General features: G+C 49.3%; 15 protein-coding genes. 5 read left to right on the top strand and 10 right to left on the bottom strand.

The genetic code is table 11. From position 1 onward, the window contains the following. Nucleotides 1–175: 175 nt before the first annotated feature. On the top strand, nucleotides 176–574 hold the full coding sequence (locus MKX76_RS29715) for a ribosomal maturation YjgA family protein (protein WP_007127779.1): 399 nt from the start codon (nucleotides 176–178) through the stop codon (nucleotides 572–574). A gap of 327 nt (nucleotides 575–901) precedes the next feature. On the opposite strand, the gene MKX76_RS01440 is transcribed toward MKX76_RS29715, so the two are convergent. After that, nucleotides 902–1078 carry a hypothetical protein gene (locus MKX76_RS01440; protein ID WP_341032753.1) on the bottom strand — a complete coding sequence of 59 codons (177 nt, stop codon included), beginning with the start codon at nucleotides 1076–1078 and terminating at the stop codon, nucleotides 902–904. A 290-nt stretch (nucleotides 1079–1368) separates the two neighbouring features. Here MKX76_RS01440 and MKX76_RS01435 point away from each other — a divergent pair, with 290 nt between their 5' ends. Both MKX76_RS01435 and MKX76_RS01430 read left to right on the top strand, forming a co-directional pair. Further along, nucleotides 1369–1629, top strand: a complete 261-nt coding sequence (locus tag MKX76_RS01435; RefSeq protein ID WP_340899956.1) for a hypothetical protein — start codon at nucleotides 1369–1371, stop codon at nucleotides 1627–1629. Further along, complete coding sequence (locus MKX76_RS01430; RefSeq protein WP_341032752.1) at nucleotides 1626–2006, top strand: aspartyl protease family protein; 381 nt, start codon at nucleotides 1626–1628, stop codon at nucleotides 2004–2006. The genes MKX76_RS01435 and MKX76_RS01430 overlap by 4 nt, the downstream gene beginning before the upstream one ends. 304 nt (nucleotides 2007–2310) lie before the next feature. Here MKX76_RS01430 and MKX76_RS01425 read toward each other — a convergent pair whose 3' ends face one another. The 8 genes from MKX76_RS01425 to MKX76_RS01390 all read right to left on the bottom strand — a co-directional run bounded on the left by MKX76_RS01425 (nucleotide 2311) and on the right by MKX76_RS01390 (nucleotide 14194). Beyond that, the gene (locus MKX76_RS01425) at nucleotides 2311–4290 is read right to left on the bottom strand and encodes a stalk domain-containing protein (RefSeq protein WP_244152621.1); all 1980 of its coding nucleotides are present in this window, start codon (nucleotides 4288–4290) and stop codon (nucleotides 2311–2313) included. 375 nt (nucleotides 4291–4665) lie between these two features. Beyond that, nucleotides 4666–6171, bottom strand: coding sequence for an alpha/beta hydrolase family protein (locus MKX76_RS01420; protein ID WP_007127771.1), 1506 nt, complete (start codon nucleotides 6169–6171; stop codon nucleotides 4666–4668). A 381-nt stretch (nucleotides 6172–6552) separates the two neighbouring features. Next, nucleotides 6553–7629 (bottom strand): Gfo/Idh/MocA family protein, encoded by a 1077-nt coding sequence (locus MKX76_RS01415; protein WP_007127770.1) that lies wholly within the window; start codon nucleotides 7627–7629, stop codon nucleotides 6553–6555. 18 nt (nucleotides 7630–7647) lie between these two features. Next, nucleotides 7648–8631: a Gfo/Idh/MocA family protein gene (locus MKX76_RS01410; RefSeq protein WP_007127769.1), complete on the bottom strand. Its 984-nt coding sequence runs from the start codon at nucleotides 8629–8631 to the stop codon at nucleotides 7648–7650. 136 nt (nucleotides 8632–8767) lie between these two features. Beyond that, entirely contained in the window at nucleotides 8768–10459 is a 1692-nt protein-coding gene (locus MKX76_RS01405) for an extracellular solute-binding protein (RefSeq protein ID WP_341032751.1), read from the bottom strand. A gap of 56 nt (nucleotides 10460–10515) precedes the next feature. Next, nucleotides 10516–11436: a carbohydrate ABC transporter permease gene (locus MKX76_RS01400; protein ID WP_341032749.1), complete on the bottom strand. Its 921-nt coding sequence runs from the start codon at nucleotides 11434–11436 to the stop codon at nucleotides 10516–10518. Nucleotides 11437–11468: 32 nt separating this feature from the next. Further along, the gene (locus tag MKX76_RS01395) at nucleotides 11469–12419 is read right to left on the bottom strand and encodes an ABC transporter permease (RefSeq protein ID WP_007127766.1); all 951 of its coding nucleotides are present in this window, start codon (nucleotides 12417–12419) and stop codon (nucleotides 11469–11471) included. 632 nt (nucleotides 12420–13051) lie between these two features. Beyond that, nucleotides 13052–14194: a GntR family transcriptional regulator gene (locus MKX76_RS01390; protein WP_007127765.1), complete on the bottom strand. Its 1143-nt coding sequence runs from the start codon at nucleotides 14192–14194 to the stop codon at nucleotides 13052–13054. A gap of 324 nt (nucleotides 14195–14518) precedes the next feature. On the opposite strand from MKX76_RS01390, the gene MKX76_RS01385 reads away from it, so the two are divergent. Continuing rightward, entirely contained in the window at nucleotides 14519–14842 is a 324-nt protein-coding gene (locus MKX76_RS01385; RefSeq protein WP_341032746.1) for a hypothetical protein, read from the top strand. Between the two features lie 236 nt (nucleotides 14843–15078). Here the strand turns inward: MKX76_RS01385 and MKX76_RS01380 are convergent, their stop codons facing one another. After that, on the bottom strand, nucleotides 15079–17724 hold the full coding sequence (locus tag MKX76_RS01380) for an adenosylcobalamin-dependent ribonucleoside-diphosphate reductase (RefSeq protein WP_373872043.1): 2646 nt from the start codon (nucleotides 17722–17724) through the stop codon (nucleotides 15079–15081). 610 nt (nucleotides 17725–18334) lie between these two features. Between MKX76_RS01380 and MKX76_RS01375 the strand changes: the two genes are divergently transcribed. Continuing rightward, on the top strand, nucleotides 18335–20092 hold the full coding sequence (locus MKX76_RS01375; protein ID WP_007127762.1) for a DEAD/DEAH box helicase: 1758 nt from the start codon (nucleotides 18335–18337) through the stop codon (nucleotides 20090–20092). The last annotated feature ends 1 nt before the right edge of the window (nucleotide 20093 follow it).

The raw sequence follows: 20093 nt of genomic DNA, 5'->3' as shown, positions 1-20093 counted from the left end.
TAATTTATTTAAACTGGCCGGCCCTGCCATTGAGATCTCGTTAATCCGAAGCCTTCTTTATGTATGAACCGACGATTGGCACTACTGAGTTAATAGGATATACTTCACCTTATAAAATAACTATAAAAATTATTTCTCTGATGTCATTTCTCATACAAGAAACAGAGGTGTACTTATGAGTAGAAGACTAGTTTACTTTAGCCTTTCCTTAATGTGTATTATTTTCTGTATACTTATAGTTTTGCTCTTTAGTGAAATGCCGTTCATAAGAGGATTGGTTGGGGATGTTATTATTGTAGTTTTTATATATTATTTTATTATGACTCTGAAAGATTTTAATTCGATTTATGTTGTAATCTTTACTCTTGTATTGGCTTTTATCACAGAAGTGCTGCAGTATTTTCACTTTGCTTCAATTCTAGGTCTTCAACACAATAAAATTGCACAGCTAATAATTGGTTCTATATTCGACCCTATGGATATGATCGCATATACAATTGGAGGTATTGTTGCTTTCATCATCGATACGAAAATAATTAAGAAGCCGAAAAACACCCATATCCGCACGTACTAAGAATGCAGCAAGTATCAATTGAGTTGTACAAGAAGTGCGACTATAGAGAGAGACTTCCTTACACGGGTCTTTCTTTTAGTTTTCACCCTACTAAGGGGAAACATCAATCCAAGAAGTTATACTTCCCCCGGCTCAGTCAAGAAATAAATGGAGCTCCGCAAATAACCACCGCGGTTTTGCATCCGCAGAAATAATAATGAGCCAGTTGGTATTCCTAAGGCGTAGTAAATAAGTTTTTCTTGATTTCTATTAACTCCATCGAATTCACTCTATCATAGTATTACTGGGATTTCACCTAACGTTCTTGTATTCGCGACGCCCACCACCTTAAGTCCCTGTAATTATAACTTCATTGAAATCCTTATCCAGAAGGGAGGACTTATCGGCTAATTCATGAATTGAATCGGTCAAAAATGAAACTGGAATTTCGATTATTTCACCTTCACTGAAAGTTATCGATATATCTAACCAACCATGGGGTTGAAGATTCATTATGATATCCATGAGTTCCCCCTATTTTGAATGTATTTAGAGACTTTCGTATAACGTTTATGTGTTCCTGAACCCGAGAGGCTTAAAGGAGCGTAGCGACAGGGTGCCTCCGCCACTTAGCCTCGCAGGGTTGTCTGCCCTGATTATCCTCATCGAAAATCCTCTGGCAGATCAAGGAGCGGACGCGACGCAGCAGGAAAACGATGTTATACGCTGGTTCGTTCTCCTTCGAACTCACTATCATTGAATGTTTCAAGATGGGGTTGTACAATGAATATAAGTATTTTCGGAGGTGTTCATGTATGAAATGGAGCCATATCCGTGAAATCTACCCTAATCGTTGGATTCTAGTTGAAGCTCTTGCCACTCATTCAAATAACCATATAAGAACAATTGAAGAAATGTCAGTTGTTTCTGATTATGACGACCCTAAGCGTGCATGGGCTTCATATAAGAAACTTCATATGTTAGAACCAACTAGAGAACTCTATGTTTTTTACACCGGAAATGAATGTATTGAAGTCATCGAGCAACCCTTTACCGGGATTAGAGGTCTTCGATGAAAATCCATCTTGTAAATGGTTTGCCTATTGTTTCTCTCCCTTTATCTTACAATAATAAATCAACTCTTCTGAATAATGTACTCTTGGATACCGGATGCTCCACAACTATTTTTGATACTGATGTTGTTGAACCAATTGGGATAGATATAGACTTTATCAACGGAAAATCGGTACGGATGTATGGAGTAGGTGGTTCAAGTGAATTATGTTATCAGCAAATTATTTCAGATCTCTCTATTGATAACATTGTGCTTAAAGATTTTACTATCCAACTAGGACTTACCAAAGAACCATATGGCTTCAATGCAATATTGGGTGTCGACTTTCTTTACAAATATGGTTTAAAAATAGATTTCGAGAAATTAGTTATTTCATAAAGGTTTAACGAACTTGCACATAACCCTACACAAAAAAAGACCCCCAGCCCATCATTTCCATGACCGGGCTGCAGGCCTTCCGTGCTTCGAAGCCTCTGCTTGCCTATATAAGTTGAACTATTGTTTGGATGCGATAGGGCAGCCGTGTGAAATGTTCTTGCGATCGCTGTTGTTCCCGGATTTCTTTTGATTGTATTCATTCAAAATCAGTAGAAATCCGCTCACAAGACGACCACTACCGTTTCTTCAGAATCATTTTCCACTCTTCCTGACTCGCTCCTTTCTTTAGTTCATCTTATTTAGCTTACATGATGATCAAAATAGCTTTCCCATTCACGAAGGAAACGATATTGAAATTGGAATATCCCCACGTTTCAATGGTTTTTCCACCGCCGGAGGTAATGTCTTTGGCAGCCGGGTTGCCCCATGACAGCTGTACCTGCTCCTTCGTCATGCCGAGGGAAACCTGTCCGGCCTTAATCTGCTTCCAGATGGACGCGGACCATTTGTATTTTTTATAAGGGTCGTAAGTTAATAAGGAGGAACGGTCTGCGAACAGCTGCGTCACTTCCGAAGAGCGCATTGGGTAGCTTTTTACCGTTTTCCCTGATGCCGTCTTGAAGATGACGTTGAATTCACCCTTGTCGTCAGGCAAAATGTCGGTTACCGTCAATTTCGAGAAGCGTTCCAGGTCCTCGAATTCGTTCACCCAATACGTCCGGCCGATGAATTTAACCAAATTGCCTTGCATCGTTTTTTTGATCAATCCAGCCGTTTCGCTGGAAACCACGGTCATGGTCGCATCCTTGCCAAGGGAGATATGCGCTTGCTTCCACTTGGCATCCCAGGTAGTTTTAGCCCCCAGCGCGTCGGATAATACCGAGGCCGGGATGAGCAGCTCGCCCTTGTCGTTCATGGGCGCAGCTTTGAGACGGATGAAGCTTTCATTCAGCTTGGCCTGGCTGCTGCCTGCTTTGAACGAGAGCACGGTCTGTCCGAACTTCGCCTCCACGCCTCCGCTTTTGGCCGAATAGGTTCCGCCCAATGCTTGGATTACGGATCTCGCCGGAACCATGACATTGCCATTGACCTGTTTCGCGTATTTCAAATTGTTACGCAGGCTGGACGACACCGTTACCGATTTGGACTGGCCGCCCGATGTTACCGTAATCTGCGTCTTGCCGACTCCGGCAGATTTCAACGTGCCGTTCTTCTGCACGCTCAACAAATACGGCTTCTCGATCTCGATGCTTGCATCTTTAACCGGCACCTTGATCTTGGCCCCGTTGGTGTAGTTCTCCTGGATGCTCACTTCCAGCGACTCTCCTACATAAGGGGTCGCATTGGATATCGCAACGGATAAACTTTTAACCACCGGTACATCCACATTCTTGTTCTGCCCATCCTTATGGTGTACCCAGCTTCCGTCACTTCGCTGCGCATAGAAGCCTTCCGACAAATCCTTCGCATTCCCGTAAATGGATGTCCTTACGATCCCGCTAAGCCCCGAGATCTGCTCCTTGAGCTTCCAGCGGTCTTTATACGTTCCGGTGGTCCACACAGTTCCGTCCTGGAGTGTCACGATCAGAAGATCCGTCGGTTCATTCGATACATAAACGATATGAGCTGCCTGTTGAGCCACGGTAACCGGGATGATCCGCCCGTTATCGTCGAAGTTGGACGTCTCATATACAACCACGTCACCGTTATCATGCAGCAGGGCAACGCGTCCGCTGTGTACGGTCATGGATTTAACGGAAGCCAGACTTTCCACGATCCCTAGCTTTTTAAATTGATCGTTCTTGTAGTTATCCTCGAGCAGCAGCTCTCCGCTTGAGGACAATGCAGCCAGCTCCTGATCCGCATTGGCAATCAGCCGAATGCCGCTGAGATTGTTTACTTTTACATTGCCGCTCCATACGGTACCATCCGACTTCAGCCAGTAGGAACCCGAAATCTGCTTCACGCCGCTTGTACCCGGAACGACCTGGGGTCCCTTGCCGATGCCCCATTCCACTAAGCGGCCATCCTGCGTCATCCCGATGCCCCCGTACTCATAACCGCTAATGGCTGCGACACTACCTGGCGTACGAATGCTATGGCGCCCGTCAATCAGGGACCACATGGAGCCGTCACTCATCAGATAGGTATTCTTTCCCGCAATGTCTTTGATCTGGAGCTCGGCCCCTTCGGCAGAGACGCTGCCTTGGTTCGTCCCCGCCAATCCGAGTCCCACCAGCAAGCTGAACAAAACGAGAACATACAACGTTCTTTTCACTTCCATGACCTCTCTTCACTGTCCAAATAGGAATATTTTTCTAACAACCTCGATTGATTTCGACAAAATAGGTATAAATTCCTGCATGAAACAGCGGGACATTAATTAAAAAGCACCAAAAAAATAACGCTCCCTTTTGGGGCGTTTTGCAGATTACGCAAGATGCATGTGGGAAAGTCTGCATGTGTTCGAAATAAGCCCACTAACTAGAAAGTCCGGACCAAAAAAGGGACGCAGTCCCATCCAGTATTCGATTCGCATTCAAGCTAAACGAAAAAGCCAGCCACCGGTTAGATACCGGCGACTGGCTGCTTACATGTGACGATAGTCTTTGTTTACTTAATAAGGGAGCATGCCGAAATCGGCTGCTTGTTCCATCATTTATAATAGCGAGGTTGCGAACTTCATCTCGGGAAAGCGGCTATCCGGTCCTTTCATTAAGTTTCCGCCTTGATTTTTCAGATGCATGTCAAAGAAATCCAGCATATAGGCATTAATAACGGTGCTCGCTCTTTCAGGTGCAATTTTTCCTGTAATGCCCAGCAATTTGAAAATAGGAGAAATGAACTGGACATCGGTAAAATTCAAATGCTCCGCATCGTCGATATAGAGGACTTGTCCCCCTTCGCCGACCGTTTCGCGCATCCGTTTAAGCTCCAGCTTTTTATCTTCCCTTACTTGATCCATCCACTCTCTTGTTGAGCCCATACGGTCAAGCTCTGCATCCGTGTAAACCCGGTCATCCCTCACCATTTTTAATCGTTCATATTCGGTTTCCGAGTGGATGAATAAAAACGGCTTTTTCAGCCCCTCTCTGTCACGCAGGCGGTAAAGCCCTCCGTCCAAGTTTATCCCAGCCGTGATTCGCGGATCGAAAGCAGCGTCATAGGCCGTCGCTCCGCCGATGGAATGACCAAACACCCCGACATGCTTGAGATCCATTTTCCCTTTAAAACGACTTGGAATCTGCCCCGATTGGATAAGCTCGAACTGGTCCAGCACAAAGGCCACATCATCTGTTAAAACTTTTCCCAATTTGTCGCGATTTCCGCTTTCGGTTCGGTAATCGTGGTCGGGCGAAAATAAGTCGTTGGTTGTGCTGGTCGTGATTCGACCGTCCGGAAACTCTGTTGCAAATGTATTGAAGGTATGGTCGATCACGGCGACGATATATCCGTGACTCGCGAGATTTTCGGCTTGCGACGTATGGAGGAACCTGGAGGAGCCAAAGCCGGGATTCGCAAGGATCAGCGGGTATGTAGTCTGTGCTGAAGAGACTTCGGCCTCGGAATAAGCATGACTGGATACGTACTTCAAGTGTTGAAAAGTAAACCCGGGAAGGCCGTAATTCGCCGCCATGTAACTTAGAATCCGGGTATCAGGGATAAAAGGAGCGTACTGCCCGGTGCCGGCTTGAGCCGGATACCATACCTGAACCATCAATTCCCTCTTCCCTGTGGCGGTTGTACCGAATGTCTCCTCCCGGCTTGAATCGATGAAATGAAAGACTTGTGTACCTACCTTCAGCTCGCCAGTTGGCTCAGGAACGTTAAATACGGGAAACACAAATAGGAAGCATCCCGTTGCGATTAACCCAAACGCGATAAAGAGTCGGCCCAGCAGCCTACGGATTCGCGAAGCAGTCTGAACGGCTGCCGGTGCTTTGAAAGCGTCAATCAGTGAAAGAATAAGCATCAGGAGCGTAAATCCGTATAAAAACAATAGCTGAACCCTGTATCCTTCGACAAGCAAATGGATCACTACAAAGATGGAGCCTGCTCCGCTTGTCAGGAGCAAAGCTGATCTTCGGATACGTGGATTGACTACGAACTGGAATGCCAACAAACACGTACTCGAAAAGAATAGCAGTATTTCAAAAAACCTCACGCCAACTCCCCCTTAACAATAATCCTATCCAGGGAGTATTTTAGAGGAACAGCCAGTTTGGTACCATTGATTTAGATGACAATACCCTTACACGCTTGTAAGGCTGCACGATGATGTGCGGGAAGGCCCGGATCATCCATGGATATTAACGCCGATGAGACGTTCTTTAGTCATTAAAATAACCCGCGCAAGGCGCGGGCTCCAATGGACGATTTCCTTGTCTATCGGCAGTCTTGAATGCGTCCGACGAAATGCAGAGGTATCCACGAAGACAAGGATACGTATAAAGATCGGTATTTGATCGAATACATTCTTAATAAAACGAAAAATAATCGGCGCTTGGCAACCCGCAATGGCAAGACAGCGTTTCACGACCCTTCCCTAATCAAAATAAACCGTTTTTCCTGTTTCCGCCGATATATATACCGCTTCTAATATTTGCGAAACAATCATCGCTTCCCTCGGTTTAACCAGGGGCTCGGTATCGTTCACGATACTGTGAATCCATTGTTTGGCTTCATATTCGAAATCCGTTAATTCTTCTCCCCTGAACAATTCTCTTGCATTCGGATTCACCTCGATTTTATTGAGGAACAAGCTTCCGTCCCGCTCGCCGTTGATCCGCAGTTCATTTTTGGCAAAATCCGCCCCGCCCTTCGTCCCGCACAGCAGGTTGCCGCCGCTTTCCGCAATGTTGAGGGCCCAACTGGTTTCAATGATGACCGTCGCACCATTTTTAAATTTCACATACCCGAACGCCGAATCTTCGACCTCGAATTCGCTCGGATCCCAGGATCCCCATTCGTTCGCGGCATTTTCGGTAAACTTCAGCTTATGGAAGGTACTACCGACGACGCTCTCCGGCTCATAGTTATCCATCAGCCACAGGATCAGATCCAGGGAGTGGGTTCCAATATCGATCATCGGACCGCCCCCCTGCTTCTCTTTATCCAGAAACACGCCCCAGGTAGGCACTCCTCGTCTTCGGGTAGCGACCGCTTTGGCAAAATAGATATCCCCAAGCTCCCCGTCGGCGATCATCTTCTTTAGCAGCTGGCTCTTGGCGTTGGAACGGTTCTGGTATCCGACGGTGAGCTTCTTGCCTGTTCGCAAGTGGGCTTCGTACATCGCTTTGGCCTCGGCGCCTGTGACGGCCATCGGTTTTTCGCACATGACATGTTTGCCGCTTTCGAGCGCATCAATGGAAATTGCCGCGTGTGAGCTGTTCGGTGTTAGCACATGAACAACCTCGATCTCTTCCATCGCCAGCAGATCCTTGTAATCCGTAAACACCTTTGCGTCTGGCGTGCCGTATTTTTGGGCGGCTTCCTCGGCTCGTTCCGGCTTCAAGTCGCAGAAGGCCACCATCTGTACGTTATCCAACTTGGACAAACATGGCATATGCTTCCCGCCCGCAATCATCCCGCAGCCGATAATCCCGACTTTTACGGTTCTCATGGAATCCCCTCCCCCGCGTTATTTGAACTCCACCGTTCGGTTTTCCTTATGTGCGATGTAGGCCCCTTCCAGCAGCTCCGTCAATTTCGTCCCGTCCTCCAGTCCGAAAGGCATCGGCTTGTCATCAAGCAACGCATCTGCCCACTGGATGATCGGAAGCGGCTGCTCTTTAGGGAGCTGAGTCGGTGAGATCCATCCCGAAAAAGGTAGCTCGAGCTTCTTCGAGATGACTCGAACGGAATCATCCGAGATCATCAAGGTGCCCTCCGTACCGTAAATCTCAAGGGCCGAAGGGGTTCTGTACGTCACAAGGCTCGTTTCGACCAATGCGACCGCGTTGTTGACGAACTCAATGGAGCACTGCGCGTTATCCTCTACTGCCCGATGGGTGAAGTAATGGAACATGGATGTGATTCTTTTGGGCTGACCCAACATCCAACTGGCTAAGTACATCGGATGACATCCCAAATCCATCATGGCTCCGCCCCCGGTTTGCTTCTCATCATACCAGTAGTCGGGGAGCCAATTATTCAGAGCACCGTCGTGGCCGTTTCGAATGCGCAAAAGCGTCACGTCCCCTAATACATGGTCATCGATCAGCTGCTTCGCAAACAATTGGTGCGGCCTTGTACGGGCGGGAAAAGAAATGCAGAACTTGACGCCTGCTTTGCGTACCGCCGCAGAAATCCGATTGCATTCTTCAACAGTAAGAGCCATCGCTTTCTCGGTAAAAATATGCTTGCCGGCCTCCGCGGCAGCGACCATGACGTCGGCGTGCATGCTTGTAGGGGCATCCACCACAACGCCGTCGATGTCTTCCCGCCGTAGCAGCTTATCCAAATCCGCTTCAAAATCCGCTCCCAATCGGGCAGCCCATTCCCTTCCGCGTTCAGGCTGTTCGTCCCAGACGGCCGCGAGCTTCACGTTACCGTGAGATTGCAGCTTTCTTGCATAATCCTCTGCATGCACATGCCACTTACTTAGCATCGCAACGTTCAACATGCGTCTTCCCTCCGTAACCGTTTATATTTTTTCACCAAATTTTACACACTCAAAGGGAGGCGGCGATATAAACAAGGTTAAGAAAGTGATTGGGGATGGAGCGGCACCATCCACACCATCCCGCAATCTTCCTTCATTAGAACCCTACATCATCCCGTTCCGCAGCTTTTTGAGCCACGAACTCCGCCATTTCCTCCACGCCGGCCGCTCTGAATTTTTCCTGAACACTATGAAGCATATTTAGAGCCTCTTCATCGGACGCCGCAAAAAATGCCTTCTTAAATTCCTCATCAAAATTCAAACTACTGGTTTTATCGATATATTCCTGATATTTAGGCCACTCTCTTGCAAGGTAGCTGGCGCTTACTTTATCTATGATTTTGATCGGCATTCTTGCCGAGAAGCTCTCCTCCAGCTTTTGCCACTCGGTTTTTTGATCTTCAGGCGTAGGCCAAGTGACTTCCGAGGAGAAGGCCCCGATAAATCTTCCCGGAAGATAATTGAGCCCTGCGTCTCTCTTCAGATCCGGGTTGTCATCGAATTGCTTTTTCACATCCGGAATCCATTGGGGGATCCCGTTTTCCATGGTGTAGTGCGTTCCTTCGATCCCAAAATACGCAAGCAACCGGCCCTCTTCGCTGTTGACATAATCAATGTACCGCAATGCCGCATCGGGATCTTTGATGTCCGCGCTTAAGAACAGGACAGGGAACCCGGAACGGCCCGGCTTTTCCACTTGCGTTCGAATGTTTCCGCTCTTGTTCTTCATCGGTCCGAGCAGCTCATATTGCATTTCCGGATTCGTCTTGTACAGCGTTTTTTGTAAATCCGCCAGCATCGGCTGGGCTCCGAATACGGCAAGCTTGCCGGTCGTCAGCTTTTCATTCGCCGTTGTGCTCGTATTGTTGAAGGCTTCAAGATCGAACAAACCTTCCGTTATTAACTTTCTCATGTATAACAGCCTGGCTTCATGATCCTTGGATTGCGTCCAGTGGATCAGTTTTCCGTCGACTTCACGATAGTCCGAAATCGTGTAATCCGTCCACCCGGCTAGGAATTGGCCGTAATCCCATCCATTCCACATGGTTCCGGCCGGGATAACCGGCTTTCCGCCAATATCCTTGAAACCGCCATCCCGGATCTTGACCAATAACTCATATAGCTCTTCCTGCGTATCAATATCCTCCGCTTTCACATTTAAGGCTTTCAGGATATCTCCCCTGGCAAACAGGCCGTAGTTCCAATTATGAATGCTCTCCGGGGTTCCGTCCGGCGTCTCCGTAGGAATGAGATAAGTCTTGCCCTCAAATTCGGGGCTGTTGAGATCGAACTCGGCAAAATCCTTCGCAATCCCGGTCGTCACAAGTCTTTTTACATTCGGGTATTTATCGAGATAAGGGGTTAAATCCAGAAGCTGTCCTTCCGTGGCCGCCTTCTTGATGACTTGTCCTTCTCCTCCTGTCGTAGACCAGAAAGGTGCGTTTACGATATCCGGAACCGTACCGGAAGCAAAGATGGTGTTCAGTTTCTCGACTTCGCTCGTTGTAATGGATTCAAGTTTTAATGTGACCCCGGTTTTCTCCCTGATCTGCCCGGCAACGGGATTATTCTCCTGGTCCTGCGGGAAACCGGCTCCGCCGCCATTCCAGGCACTGAGGAAAGTCAAGGTGACCGGCTTTATTTCTTCAGTCCCTGACTCTTTTGGACCCGGTTCATTCGTGCCTGCTTCCTCTTTACCGCCCGATCCTGTGCATGCCGTCATTGTCATGAAAAGCAGCAAAGCGATTAGTGCCATGCCTAGAACACTCCTGCGCTTGTTCTTTCTCATCCTACAATCCCCTTCCATTGGAAGTTTTATATAAGAGGCTTAGCCTTTTATACCAACTACTCCTTAAGAGAACCGACCAATACGCCTTTTACAAAATATTTCTGAAGAAATGGATACACACAGATGATCGGGGTCGTAATAATGATGACGAACGTCATCCTCAAGGCCTCCGGCGTTACGCCTCGCAGCTCCATCTGGGTTTCGGTCATGTTTTGAATTGCAGATCCGCTATTTCCCGACGATGACGTCATTGACTGGAAGGACGCTTCGCTGATCATCTTGTTCAGGAACGTGGCGGCAGGCTGCAGGTTCTCATTCTGTATGAAGAACTGGCCGGTAAACCAGTCATTCCACACGCCCACCCCGACAAACAGGGCAATGGTCGCAAGCACCGGCATCGAGAGAGGCAGGATGATTCTTGCAAATACAGACAACTCGCTTGCTCCGTCGATGCGGGCCGATTCCGAGAGCCCCTCCGGGATCCCGTCGAAGAAGGTTTTCATGATAATCGCATTGAAGAAATTGTATAGCGACGGCAGCACCAATACCCAAAACGTATCCAGGATGTGGATTTGCCGGAACAGGATAAACGTCGGGATAAGCCCACCGCTGAACAACGTGGTGAAGAAAAAGAAGAATACGATATACTTTCTTCCGGGCAGCCCTTTCCGCGAAAGCGCATAGGCTAATAAGGCCGTCAGAAATACGGAGACTACCGTTACGACAACGGTTCGGGTAATGGAAATGAAGAACGAATTCAAGATCAATGAGTTGCTGAACGCTTTCGCATAGTTTTCTAACGTAAACACTCTAGGAAAAAAATAGATTCCGCCCTTCATCGCATCGTAGCCGTCATTGAAAGATAGGGCCAGGAAATAGATAAATGGATAGAGCGCCGTAGCGCAGAATAAAAACAGCACCGTATAGTTGAGCGTCATATACATTTTATCTGCCGGCGACAGCCTTCTCGCACCCATACACACACCTCCTTATCTTGAGTGCCAGCCTATTACCATAGCGATACGTTACTCACACGTCTGGATATATTGTTGACAGCAACAATGAGCAGCAGCGAAATCGCGGACTTGAATAATCCTATCGCCGTGGAATAGGCGAGTTGCCCCTGCTGGAGGCCGGTTTTCAAGACATAGGTGTCCAAGATCTCTGAGACGCTTAGCGTTGCCGGGGACTGCATCAGCCAGATTTGGTCAAAGCCGGCGTTCAGGATTCCGCTGAGGGAGAAGATCAGCAATATGCCGATCGTTGGAGTAAGGCATGGCAGCGTGATCTTAAATAGCTTGCTCCACCTTCCAGCCCCGTCGATTTCCGCTGCTTCATACAAATGCGGATCGATATTCGTTAACGCGGCTAAATAAATGATCGAACCCCAGCCTACACCCTTCCAAATGTCGGAGATGATGACCAACGGATAGAATAATTCCGGCTTTCCCATAAAAAAGATCGGATCCAAACCCATTTGGAATCGAATGTCATTGATTAGCCCTACGTTAGGAGACAGGATCTTTTGAAGTAAGGTAACGACAACAACCCACGACACGAAGTGCGGCAGATAGGAAATCGTCTGAAACACTCTTTTGATTCTTTTGTGCATGACGGCATTGAGCATTAAGGCCAGGATCAATGGAGCCGGAAATCCGAAAATAAGCTTAAGCGCGCTGATGGATAACGTATTTCGGAGCACATCGTAAAAGCTGGAATCGTTCAAAAACTGTTCGAAATATTTAAAGCCTGCCCACGGACTTCCCAAGATCCCCAAATTAAATTTGAAATCCTTGAACGCGATTAATATGCCGTACATCGGATAGTAAGCAAACACCAGAAACCAGATGATCGCAGGAAGCAAAAACAAATAGATGTGCCTGAATTGCCAGATTTTAGAGAACTTCTTATTCTTTTTTAATTGCTCAAATCCAGGGATACCTACACCTTTGGGTACCACTCTCCGAACACCTCCTCCATCTTCGTCGGATCGGATGGTTACGAATCCATTCCCGATAGCTTGGGAACAGAGCCCATGCCAATGGTTATCGATTTTCGATTATATATATCGACTGCCCCCTCCTTACTGCAAGCGGTTTCACTAAACGGTAGTTTAAATATATTCAATATACTGTTGGAATCATTCCATAATTTCTTCATTCCGGTAAAAGTATTTTTAGGCCGATAAAAGTACGGGTGGTTTCGTTGATTAATAATCGGGGGTTACATCAAAAAGAAGCTGCAGGTGGCCTAGAGTGACCTCCTGTTCTTTAGGTTATTGAGAAATGGGGGGGTCTCCTTCTCCACCTTTCAGGCATTCCTTAAGCGAAGGCACATTATATTCAATATATCCACAGAAAATTGTGTGATCAAAAATGTGGTACGAAGTCAAACAGACTGGACATGGTTGGGAGGGCTTCTGCTGAATTTCTTTATGGGGTTAGGACTTCTTATGGGAGGATTTCATGGGAAGGAGTAGCAGATGACCTAGTAGAAGAGTCCGGGGAGCCGCCGCTTCCAGAGTCAGATTCGATCGAAAGCGCGTCGGACTCGTATTTAGGTTCCTTTATATAGGGGAAACGGGGGTTGATATCACAAAGCGGAGAAGACGTTTGTTCCCGTCGTCTCGCCAATCACCAATTCCGGCTCCACGAGGGTTTTGAAATATTTCCCTTGATGTCCCTCATCACCGTTAATGACCTCAAGCAGGGTATAGGCCGCTCGGTAGCCCATGTCCCGTTCAAACTGCTTAACATGCGTAAACGTGCTGTAGCCTTCGATGATGGAGGTCGGATCATCAAAGCTGATAATGGAAATATCCTCCGGGACCTTCAATCCAACCTGACGCGCAATCTGGTAGATTTTCACGGCAAGACTTCCGTTCAGCGTAATATAGGCCGTAGCCATCCGATTTTTGATATAGCGGTACAGCGGATGGGTTTCCGCTTGCTCCAGACTTCCGAGTTCAAAGCCGGTTACGATGTGGGCTGGGTTAATGAGTGCTCCCTTTTCCTTGAAGGCATTCATATATCCGTCGATCCGCTCTTGGACGGTAACGGTTTGTATGGGCGAATCGGAGCATATGGCGATTTCACGATGCCCCAGCTCCCACAGGTAATTGACCGCCATGTTAGCGCCGAGCCTGCCGTCTGATGCTATATAATGCGTTTCTACCCCGGGAAGGTAACGATCGATGAGAACAAACGGAAACCCCGCAAATTTCATGCTTAATATTTCCTCATTGAATATTTCCTCGTCAACCGGGAAGATCAATAGCCCTTCCACTCCGATGTTACTGCATGTCTTGATCGCTTCTTTTTCTTTATCAATATCGCCCTCCGACAAATAGATCATGCAGCGGTAATCGTTCTCGTTGAGTGCTTGCTGAATGCCTTGTATAAGCCGAATCGTAAAATAATCATAAATGCTGGGCAGAATCAGGCCTATTAACCTTGTCCCCATTGCTCCGCCAGCTTTATGAATAGACTTTACGGCATTTATAGGAGAAGCCGCCGGCATTTCAGATTCAGGCTCACTTACAAAAGTCCCCTTTCCGGGCACCCTCGTTATGATTTTTTCGTTAACCAGGCCGGCCAGGGCATTCACGACCGTAATCTTGCTGACTCCGAAACGCTCCATGAGGTCTTTTTCCGTAGGAATACGGTCTCCAACCTTCAATACATTTGACGATATCAAGTCGCGTATATACTCTTGAACCCTCTGATACAAAGGCATTCTTTCCGTAGAGCTCAACCGAATCACCACATTTCATTGAATATGTTTAATATATACATTACGAATGGCGCAAGCGTTTTATTCCAAGTCATCATCAGCTTGATAAGCTGCTATTGGTAATATCATTATGGCATAATCTGTAACATTTCCTCAATTCTCCCGCTTCTCGAAACTCAGGCGAATCCTGATTTCGGTTAAAAAATTTCAAGAAAATGGTAACCTTTTTATATCTTACGTCGTCTAATTATGCAAAGGCAATAAGTACGAGCTTAGACAGAAAGGCGTGATTGTACTGAATCATTAAGGTATGATTTTCATGAAAGTGTGAAGGCGCTTTTCCTTATACGTGTTCGAGACCCGCTGCCTGCCCAATATGATCTAAAGCAGCTTGAAGCTGCTGGCACAAAGGAGTTTGAACCGTTCGGCGAAGTCTCCGATTTTAGCGGAGAGCTTATCGAGCATCCTTTTGGTTCCGCCGAGCTCTACCTACAAGCCTCGAGCGGTGGAGGAATCAGCGATTATATCGTGTGGCGGTCAGACACAGGCGACGCCTTCCTGTTCCGGCTTCACAATCCCAAGGGTGAGGAAGCTTGGGATTTCGCCGGTCCGGTCCTCGTTTCGTTATCTACGGTGCAAAGCGATTCATAATAAAGAATTCATTTACGGAAAATGAGAGAGATCATTTACGGAAGGGGACGATACTTGCGCATTAAAATATCCCATGGATCAACTTTTACTGTTAATGCACCTTCTTAGTTGCATCCTATAATCGACTCTTCACTCCAGGGTTTTAATCAAAAAAAAAGACCAGAGCAACAGCAGCTGTTGTCTGGTCTTTTTCTCTGTATTTGTATGAATATTAATTTTACAGCTTCCTTACACCCTTACGAGCACTTGCTATACCCGCAGTTCCCGCAAGTCTTACATCCCTCGATGTTGATCAGGGACGCGCCGCCGCAGGACGGGCACAGGTCCAGCGACATCGAGCCGCCGGCGTGAGCGCCGTGGCCGCCGTGGCCATGGTCGGCTGCTGGTGCGCCGTGGCTGGCAACCGCAGGCTCGGCCGGAGCCATGGTGGCCGCAACCGGCGCAGGATCATGGTCATGATCCGGTGCTCCGCTTGCCACATGCGTCTCGAGCGCCTTCGCTACGGCGTCCGCGATGGACTCCACGCGGTTCGCGCCGAAGCCGATCGCCCCGGTGCCGCCGATGCCCTTCAGATGCTTGATCAGCAGCTCCACCTTGTTGCCATGGTCACCATACCGTAGGAACAGGGAGCAGACGCGTCCAAGCGCCTCGGCCATCGCGAACACGTCCGAACCGGCTTTGCCGACGTTCAGGAAGATTTCGCTCGGGATGCCGTCCAGGTCGTTGATCGTAATGTACGCCATGCCAAATGGCGTGTTCATTTTATATGTTGCGCCGCGCAGCACCTGTGGACGCTTCTTGTACTGCTTATCGAGTCCGCTCTTGCTTCCAACCGGTGCCGCAGGGGCAGCTGCTGATGGCTGTACGCCGGCGGCATCCTCTGTTGCTTGACCTGCCGCGCTTTGCTCTAGCGCCGTTTCCTGGGAAGACGCCGTTACAGCTTCCGCTGCCTTGTCTTCTTTCTTCTCGGTCTGCAGCACTTGGATGTCGCGGCTGCCGTCGCGGTAGATCGTTACCCCTTTGCAGCCAAGGTCAAAGGCCAGCTCATAGAGGCGCTTCGTATCCTCAACCGTGAAGTCGGCAGGGCAGTTGGCCGTCTTCGAAATCGAGCTGTCCACCCAGCGCTGGATGGCAGCCTGCGCCCGGATATGATCCTCGGCGGACAGATCCATCGCCGTCACGAAGTAATCCGGAAGCTCCTCACCCGGATGGCTGTCCAGCCACTCCTGAGCGATCGGCACGAACTGCTCGTCGAAGCCGAGACGGCTTTGACGGAAATATTTGAAGGCGAAGTACGGCTCGATCCCCGTCGAGGTGCCGACCATAGTGCCGGTACTGCCTGTAGGGGCTTGCGTAATGACCGTAACGTTCCGTGCGCCTTTGGCACGTACAGCCTCAGCCACTTCCGGATAAACCTCCGCCATATTTTTCATGAATCCGCTCTGCAGGTACAGCTCAGCATCGAACGCTTCGAACGAGCCTTTCTCCGCCGCGATGTCGGCGGATGCCAGATACGCTTCGCGGGCGATGAAACCGTACAGCTTATCGAGGAATTCCAACGATTCCGGGCTGCCGTAGCGAATTTTCAGCTTGATCATCAGCTCGGCGAGACCCATCGTTCCAAGGCCGACGCGGCGTTCTTTTTTCTGATTCGCCTCGTTCTCCTCAAAATGGTAAGGCGTCCGGTCGATGACGTTATCCAGGAAGCGAACGGAGTAACGCGTCGTTACCGCCAATTCGTCCCAAGCCACATCATGCTTCTCCTCGTCGTAGAACTTCGACAGGTTCATCGCAGACAGGTTGCACACGCCCCAGCCCGGAAGCCCCTGCTCGCCGCAAGGATTCGTGCAGATGATCGGGTTGAAGTACCAGCTGTTCGACATTTGGTTGTAGTATTCCATGAAGACAACGCCCGGCTCGGCCGATTTCCAGGCCGATTCGATAATCGTATGCCACACTTCGCGCGCTCTTACCGTACGGTATGGAATGACCTTTCGTCCGGCCTTTTTCCATTTGTCCAGATCGCCGTCCCACACCTCGTCGTAATCCGGATCGGTCGTGTCCGGGAATACCAGCTCCCACTCCAGATCCTCCTTCACGGCCATCATGAAGCCGTTGCTGACGCATACCGACAGGTTCGCGTTGGTCACCTGGCCCATCGTCTGCTTCACCGTAATGAAATCCAGCACATCCGGGTGCCAGTCGTTGATCATGAGCATCAGCGCGCCGCGGCGGCTTCCGCCCTGCTCGATAAGTCCTGTCGTGTAGCTGAACAGGCCGCCCCAGGATACGGCGCCACTGGAGGAACCGTTCACGCCCTTAACGATCGCGCGGCGAGGACGCAGCGATGACAGGTTAATACCTACGCCGCCTCCGCGGGCCATAATTTCGGTCATCTCGGTCAACGTCTCCATAATGCCCCCACGGCTGTCCTTTGGAGAAGGGATGACATAGCAGTTGAAGAGCGTCAGCTCATCGCTGGCTCCCGCGCCTGCTGCAATCCGGCCGCCCGGAACGAGCTTCCAGTCATCCAGAATGTAACGGAACTTCTCCCGCCATTCCTCCTGCAGCTCCGGTGTTGCCTCAACCGATGACATCGCGGCCGCAAGCCGATCCCACATTTCCTCCGGCGTCTTCTCGATGGTCAGCGTCAGCTTCTCCACCTCCGACTCCACCAGCTCGCCTTTGCGCGTACGAACCGTTACCTTCCGTCCTTCACGAGCCACGATTTCGCCGACTTCCTTCGTCGGGAACTTCGGGTCGTCCTTCGTCAGAACGAGCACCACATCGCCGACCTTCGCATTATTGGTGTCCGCATCCTTCCACGCATACCGGTCCAAAAAGATCTTCTCGCTCAAACCTTCCAGCCTCTGACTTTGCATCGTACTCAAGAGCAACTCCTCCTAATTAAAATATAACGATTATAAATAAAACGTTGATCGACGTTCTCTAAGAAGACAGACCGCGTTTAAAAACGAACCGCCCTGAGCGGTTATCCTGCGTCGATATCAGATGCCGTGATCATGTACCGATCCGGGCAAATTCCGATAAGACTGCCAAAATTTCCGCAGTTATGCCGCAGTAGTAAGGATCCCCGTGCAGCTGCCGCTTTTTCACGAATACTGCTAGCGGGCTCACCATCAACATAACCTCATATGTAGCGGATCAAACATACAAAACGCCGAAACACACCATATATAGTGCAATGAATTCATTATACTACACTATATATAGTAAAACTATGCCGATAATGTGAAAATTAAGGGCGAAACCCCATGCTTGTCCGCTCCTGCTTCCGCTTTCTTCGTCCCGCTCTCTTTTTCACTTGTCTCCTATGAAAAACACGTTGAAAATTGCCAATTCCAGCAGCCGTGCGCTCTCTCCGCCCTTTCGCACCCCATAAAGGGAGGTGCAAGTTATGAAGACTTCTTTTTTCGTCCATACTACTCATACACCGCTGTCCGGAAACTTTCATAACAGGAGGGGATCACCATGAATCATCAGCCATCCACTGCCGGTCCAGACATGACGACGGATCCGCGCCTGCCCGTACCGCTTCAGATGGACCGTTCCTGGCTGGACGATCTCGAAGGGCGCCTTGAGAAAGGCGGTCCGTGGGGGGACTTCAGGCTGTCTCAGCTAGCCGTTGAGGGCGAGCAATCCCGCCTGGTGACGAGCTTCGAAGAGCTTCAGTGCCTCAAGCACCTGGGTGATTTGTCCCCGCTTCCGCATCAGACCGACACCGCCAAGCGGGTGCTGTTCGAGATGTCGGGCCGGGCGATTCTGGCCGATGAGGTTGGACTCGGGAAGACGATTGAAGCCGGTCTTATTTTAAAAGAATATATTCTCCGCGGGCTCGTATCCAGAGTGCTGATTCTCGTACCTGCTTCCTTGGTGCTCCAGTGGGTCCGGGAGCTGAACTCCAAGTTCGGCATTCCGGCCATTGCGCAGAAAAAAGCCTATTCCTGGGCGAATGACATCGTCGTCGCCTCCATGGACACCGCCAAACGGGATCCGCATAGCGAATATCTCCTGAATCAGGAATACGATATGCTCATCATCGATGAGGCCCACAAGCTCAAAAACAAGAAAACATCCAACTACCAATTCATTCAGAAGCTGCGCAAAAAATACTGCCTGCTCCTCACCGCTACGCCTGTACAAAATGACCTCAGCGAGCTGTTCAACCTGATCACGCTCCTGAAGCCGGGCCAGCTTGGCGGCCAGGGGCAGTTTGCGGCCAATTTCGTTGTGGATAAACGAAAGCCGAAGAACCAGGAGCAGCTCAAGGACGAGCTGTCCAAGGTCATGATCCGAAACCGGCGGGGCGAAGGCGAAGTGAAGTTTACGAAGCGTTCCGTCCGCAATGTCGGGCTGACTTTATCGCCCGAAGAACAGTCATTATACGACGGGGTCACGTCCTTCGTCAAAGATCAGTATCAGGCAGCAGGGGGAAATTTAAGCAGCATGCTGTCCCTCGTCACCCTCCAGCGCGAGGTGTGCAGCAGCCGGGATGCGGTCTTTGTTACGCTCGTCAATCTGTCCAAGAAGCTGCCGGAGGACTCCCCGCTCCGCGATAAAATCTGGGAATTGGTGTATCTGATCAAAGCGATTAAAGCCAATACCAAGGCCGAGAAAACGATCGAGCTCATCCGCCAGATGAACGAGAAGGTGATCGTGTTCACCGAGTACCGGGCCACCCAGGAATATCTGCTTAACTATTTCCGGGATCACGGACTCATATCGGTGCCGTACCGGGGCGGCATGAACCGGGGGAAAAAGGACTGGATGATGGACCTGTTCAGGGGGAGAGCTCAGGTTATGATCGCAACTGAAGCCGGGGGCGAAGGAATTAACCTGCAGTTTTGCCACCATATGATCAATTTCGACCTGCCCTGGAATCCGATGCGAGTGGAGCAGCGGATCGGACGCGTGCACCGTCTCGGCCAGACCAACGATGTGCAAATCTTCAACCTGTCCACTGCAGGTACGATCGAGGAGCATATTTTGAATCTGCTGCATGAGAAGATCAATATGTTCGAGATGGTTATCGGAGGACTGGATGTCATTCTGGAACGCTACGAGAAGAACGAATCCTTCGAGAAGAGCCTGTACAAAATCATGCTGGAGTCCGGCAACGACGAAGAGATCCGGAGGCGCATCAATACGCTCGGCGACTCGCTGCACCATATCAAGCAGGATATCGAGCAGGAAGCGAGCGGAGAAACCTTAAGAGAGGAAGAAGCCTGAT

The organism is Paenibacillus sp. FSL R5-0810, from assembly GCF_038002285.1.
Taxonomy (GTDB): Bacteria; Bacillota; Bacilli; order Paenibacillales; family Paenibacillaceae; genus Paenibacillus_AQ; species Paenibacillus_AQ lactis.
The sequence above is the reverse complement of the archived record's forward strand: the minus strand, read 5'-3'. Positions and strand labels throughout refer to the sequence as shown.

Excerpts from the sequence above, each read along its gene's own strand:
- MKX76_RS01440 (WP_341032753.1), bottom strand. The coding sequence starts at position 1,078 with ATGGATATCATAATGAATCTTCAACCCCATGGTTGGTTAGATATATCG.
- MKX76_RS01390 (WP_007127765.1), bottom strand. The coding sequence starts at position 14,194 with ATGCCTTTGTATCAGAGGGTTCAAGAGTATATACGCGACTTGATATCG.
- MKX76_RS01430 (WP_341032752.1), top strand. The coding sequence starts at position 1,626 with ATGAAAATCCATCTTGTAAATGGTTTGCCTATTGTTTCTCTCCCTTTA.
- MKX76_RS29715 (WP_007127779.1), top strand. The coding sequence starts at position 176 with ATGAGTAGAAGACTAGTTTACTTTAGCCTTTCCTTAATGTGTATTATT.
- MKX76_RS01415 (WP_007127770.1), bottom strand. The coding sequence starts at position 7,629 with ATGAGAACCGTAAAAGTCGGGATTATCGGCTGCGGGATGATTGCGGGC.
- MKX76_RS01410 (WP_007127769.1), bottom strand. The coding sequence starts at position 8,631 with ATGTTGAACGTTGCGATGCTAAGTAAGTGGCATGTGCATGCAGAGGAT.
- MKX76_RS01405 (WP_341032751.1), bottom strand. The coding sequence starts at position 10,459 with ATGAGAAAGAACAAGCGCAGGAGTGTTCTAGGCATGGCACTAATCGCT.
- MKX76_RS01425 (WP_244152621.1), bottom strand. The coding sequence starts at position 4,290 with ATGGAAGTGAAAAGAACGTTGTATGTTCTCGTTTTGTTCAGCTTGCTG.
- MKX76_RS01435 (WP_340899956.1), top strand. The coding sequence starts at position 1,369 with ATGAAATGGAGCCATATCCGTGAAATCTACCCTAATCGTTGGATTCTA.
- MKX76_RS01380 (WP_373872043.1), bottom strand. The coding sequence starts at position 17,724 with ATGCAAAGTCAGAGGCTGGAAGGTTTGAGCGAGAAGATCTTTTTGGAC.
- MKX76_RS01400 (WP_341032749.1), bottom strand. The coding sequence starts at position 11,436 with ATGGGTGCGAGAAGGCTGTCGCCGGCAGATAAAATGTATATGACGCTC.
- MKX76_RS01375 (WP_007127762.1), top strand. The coding sequence starts at position 18,335 with ATGAATCATCAGCCATCCACTGCCGGTCCAGACATGACGACGGATCCG.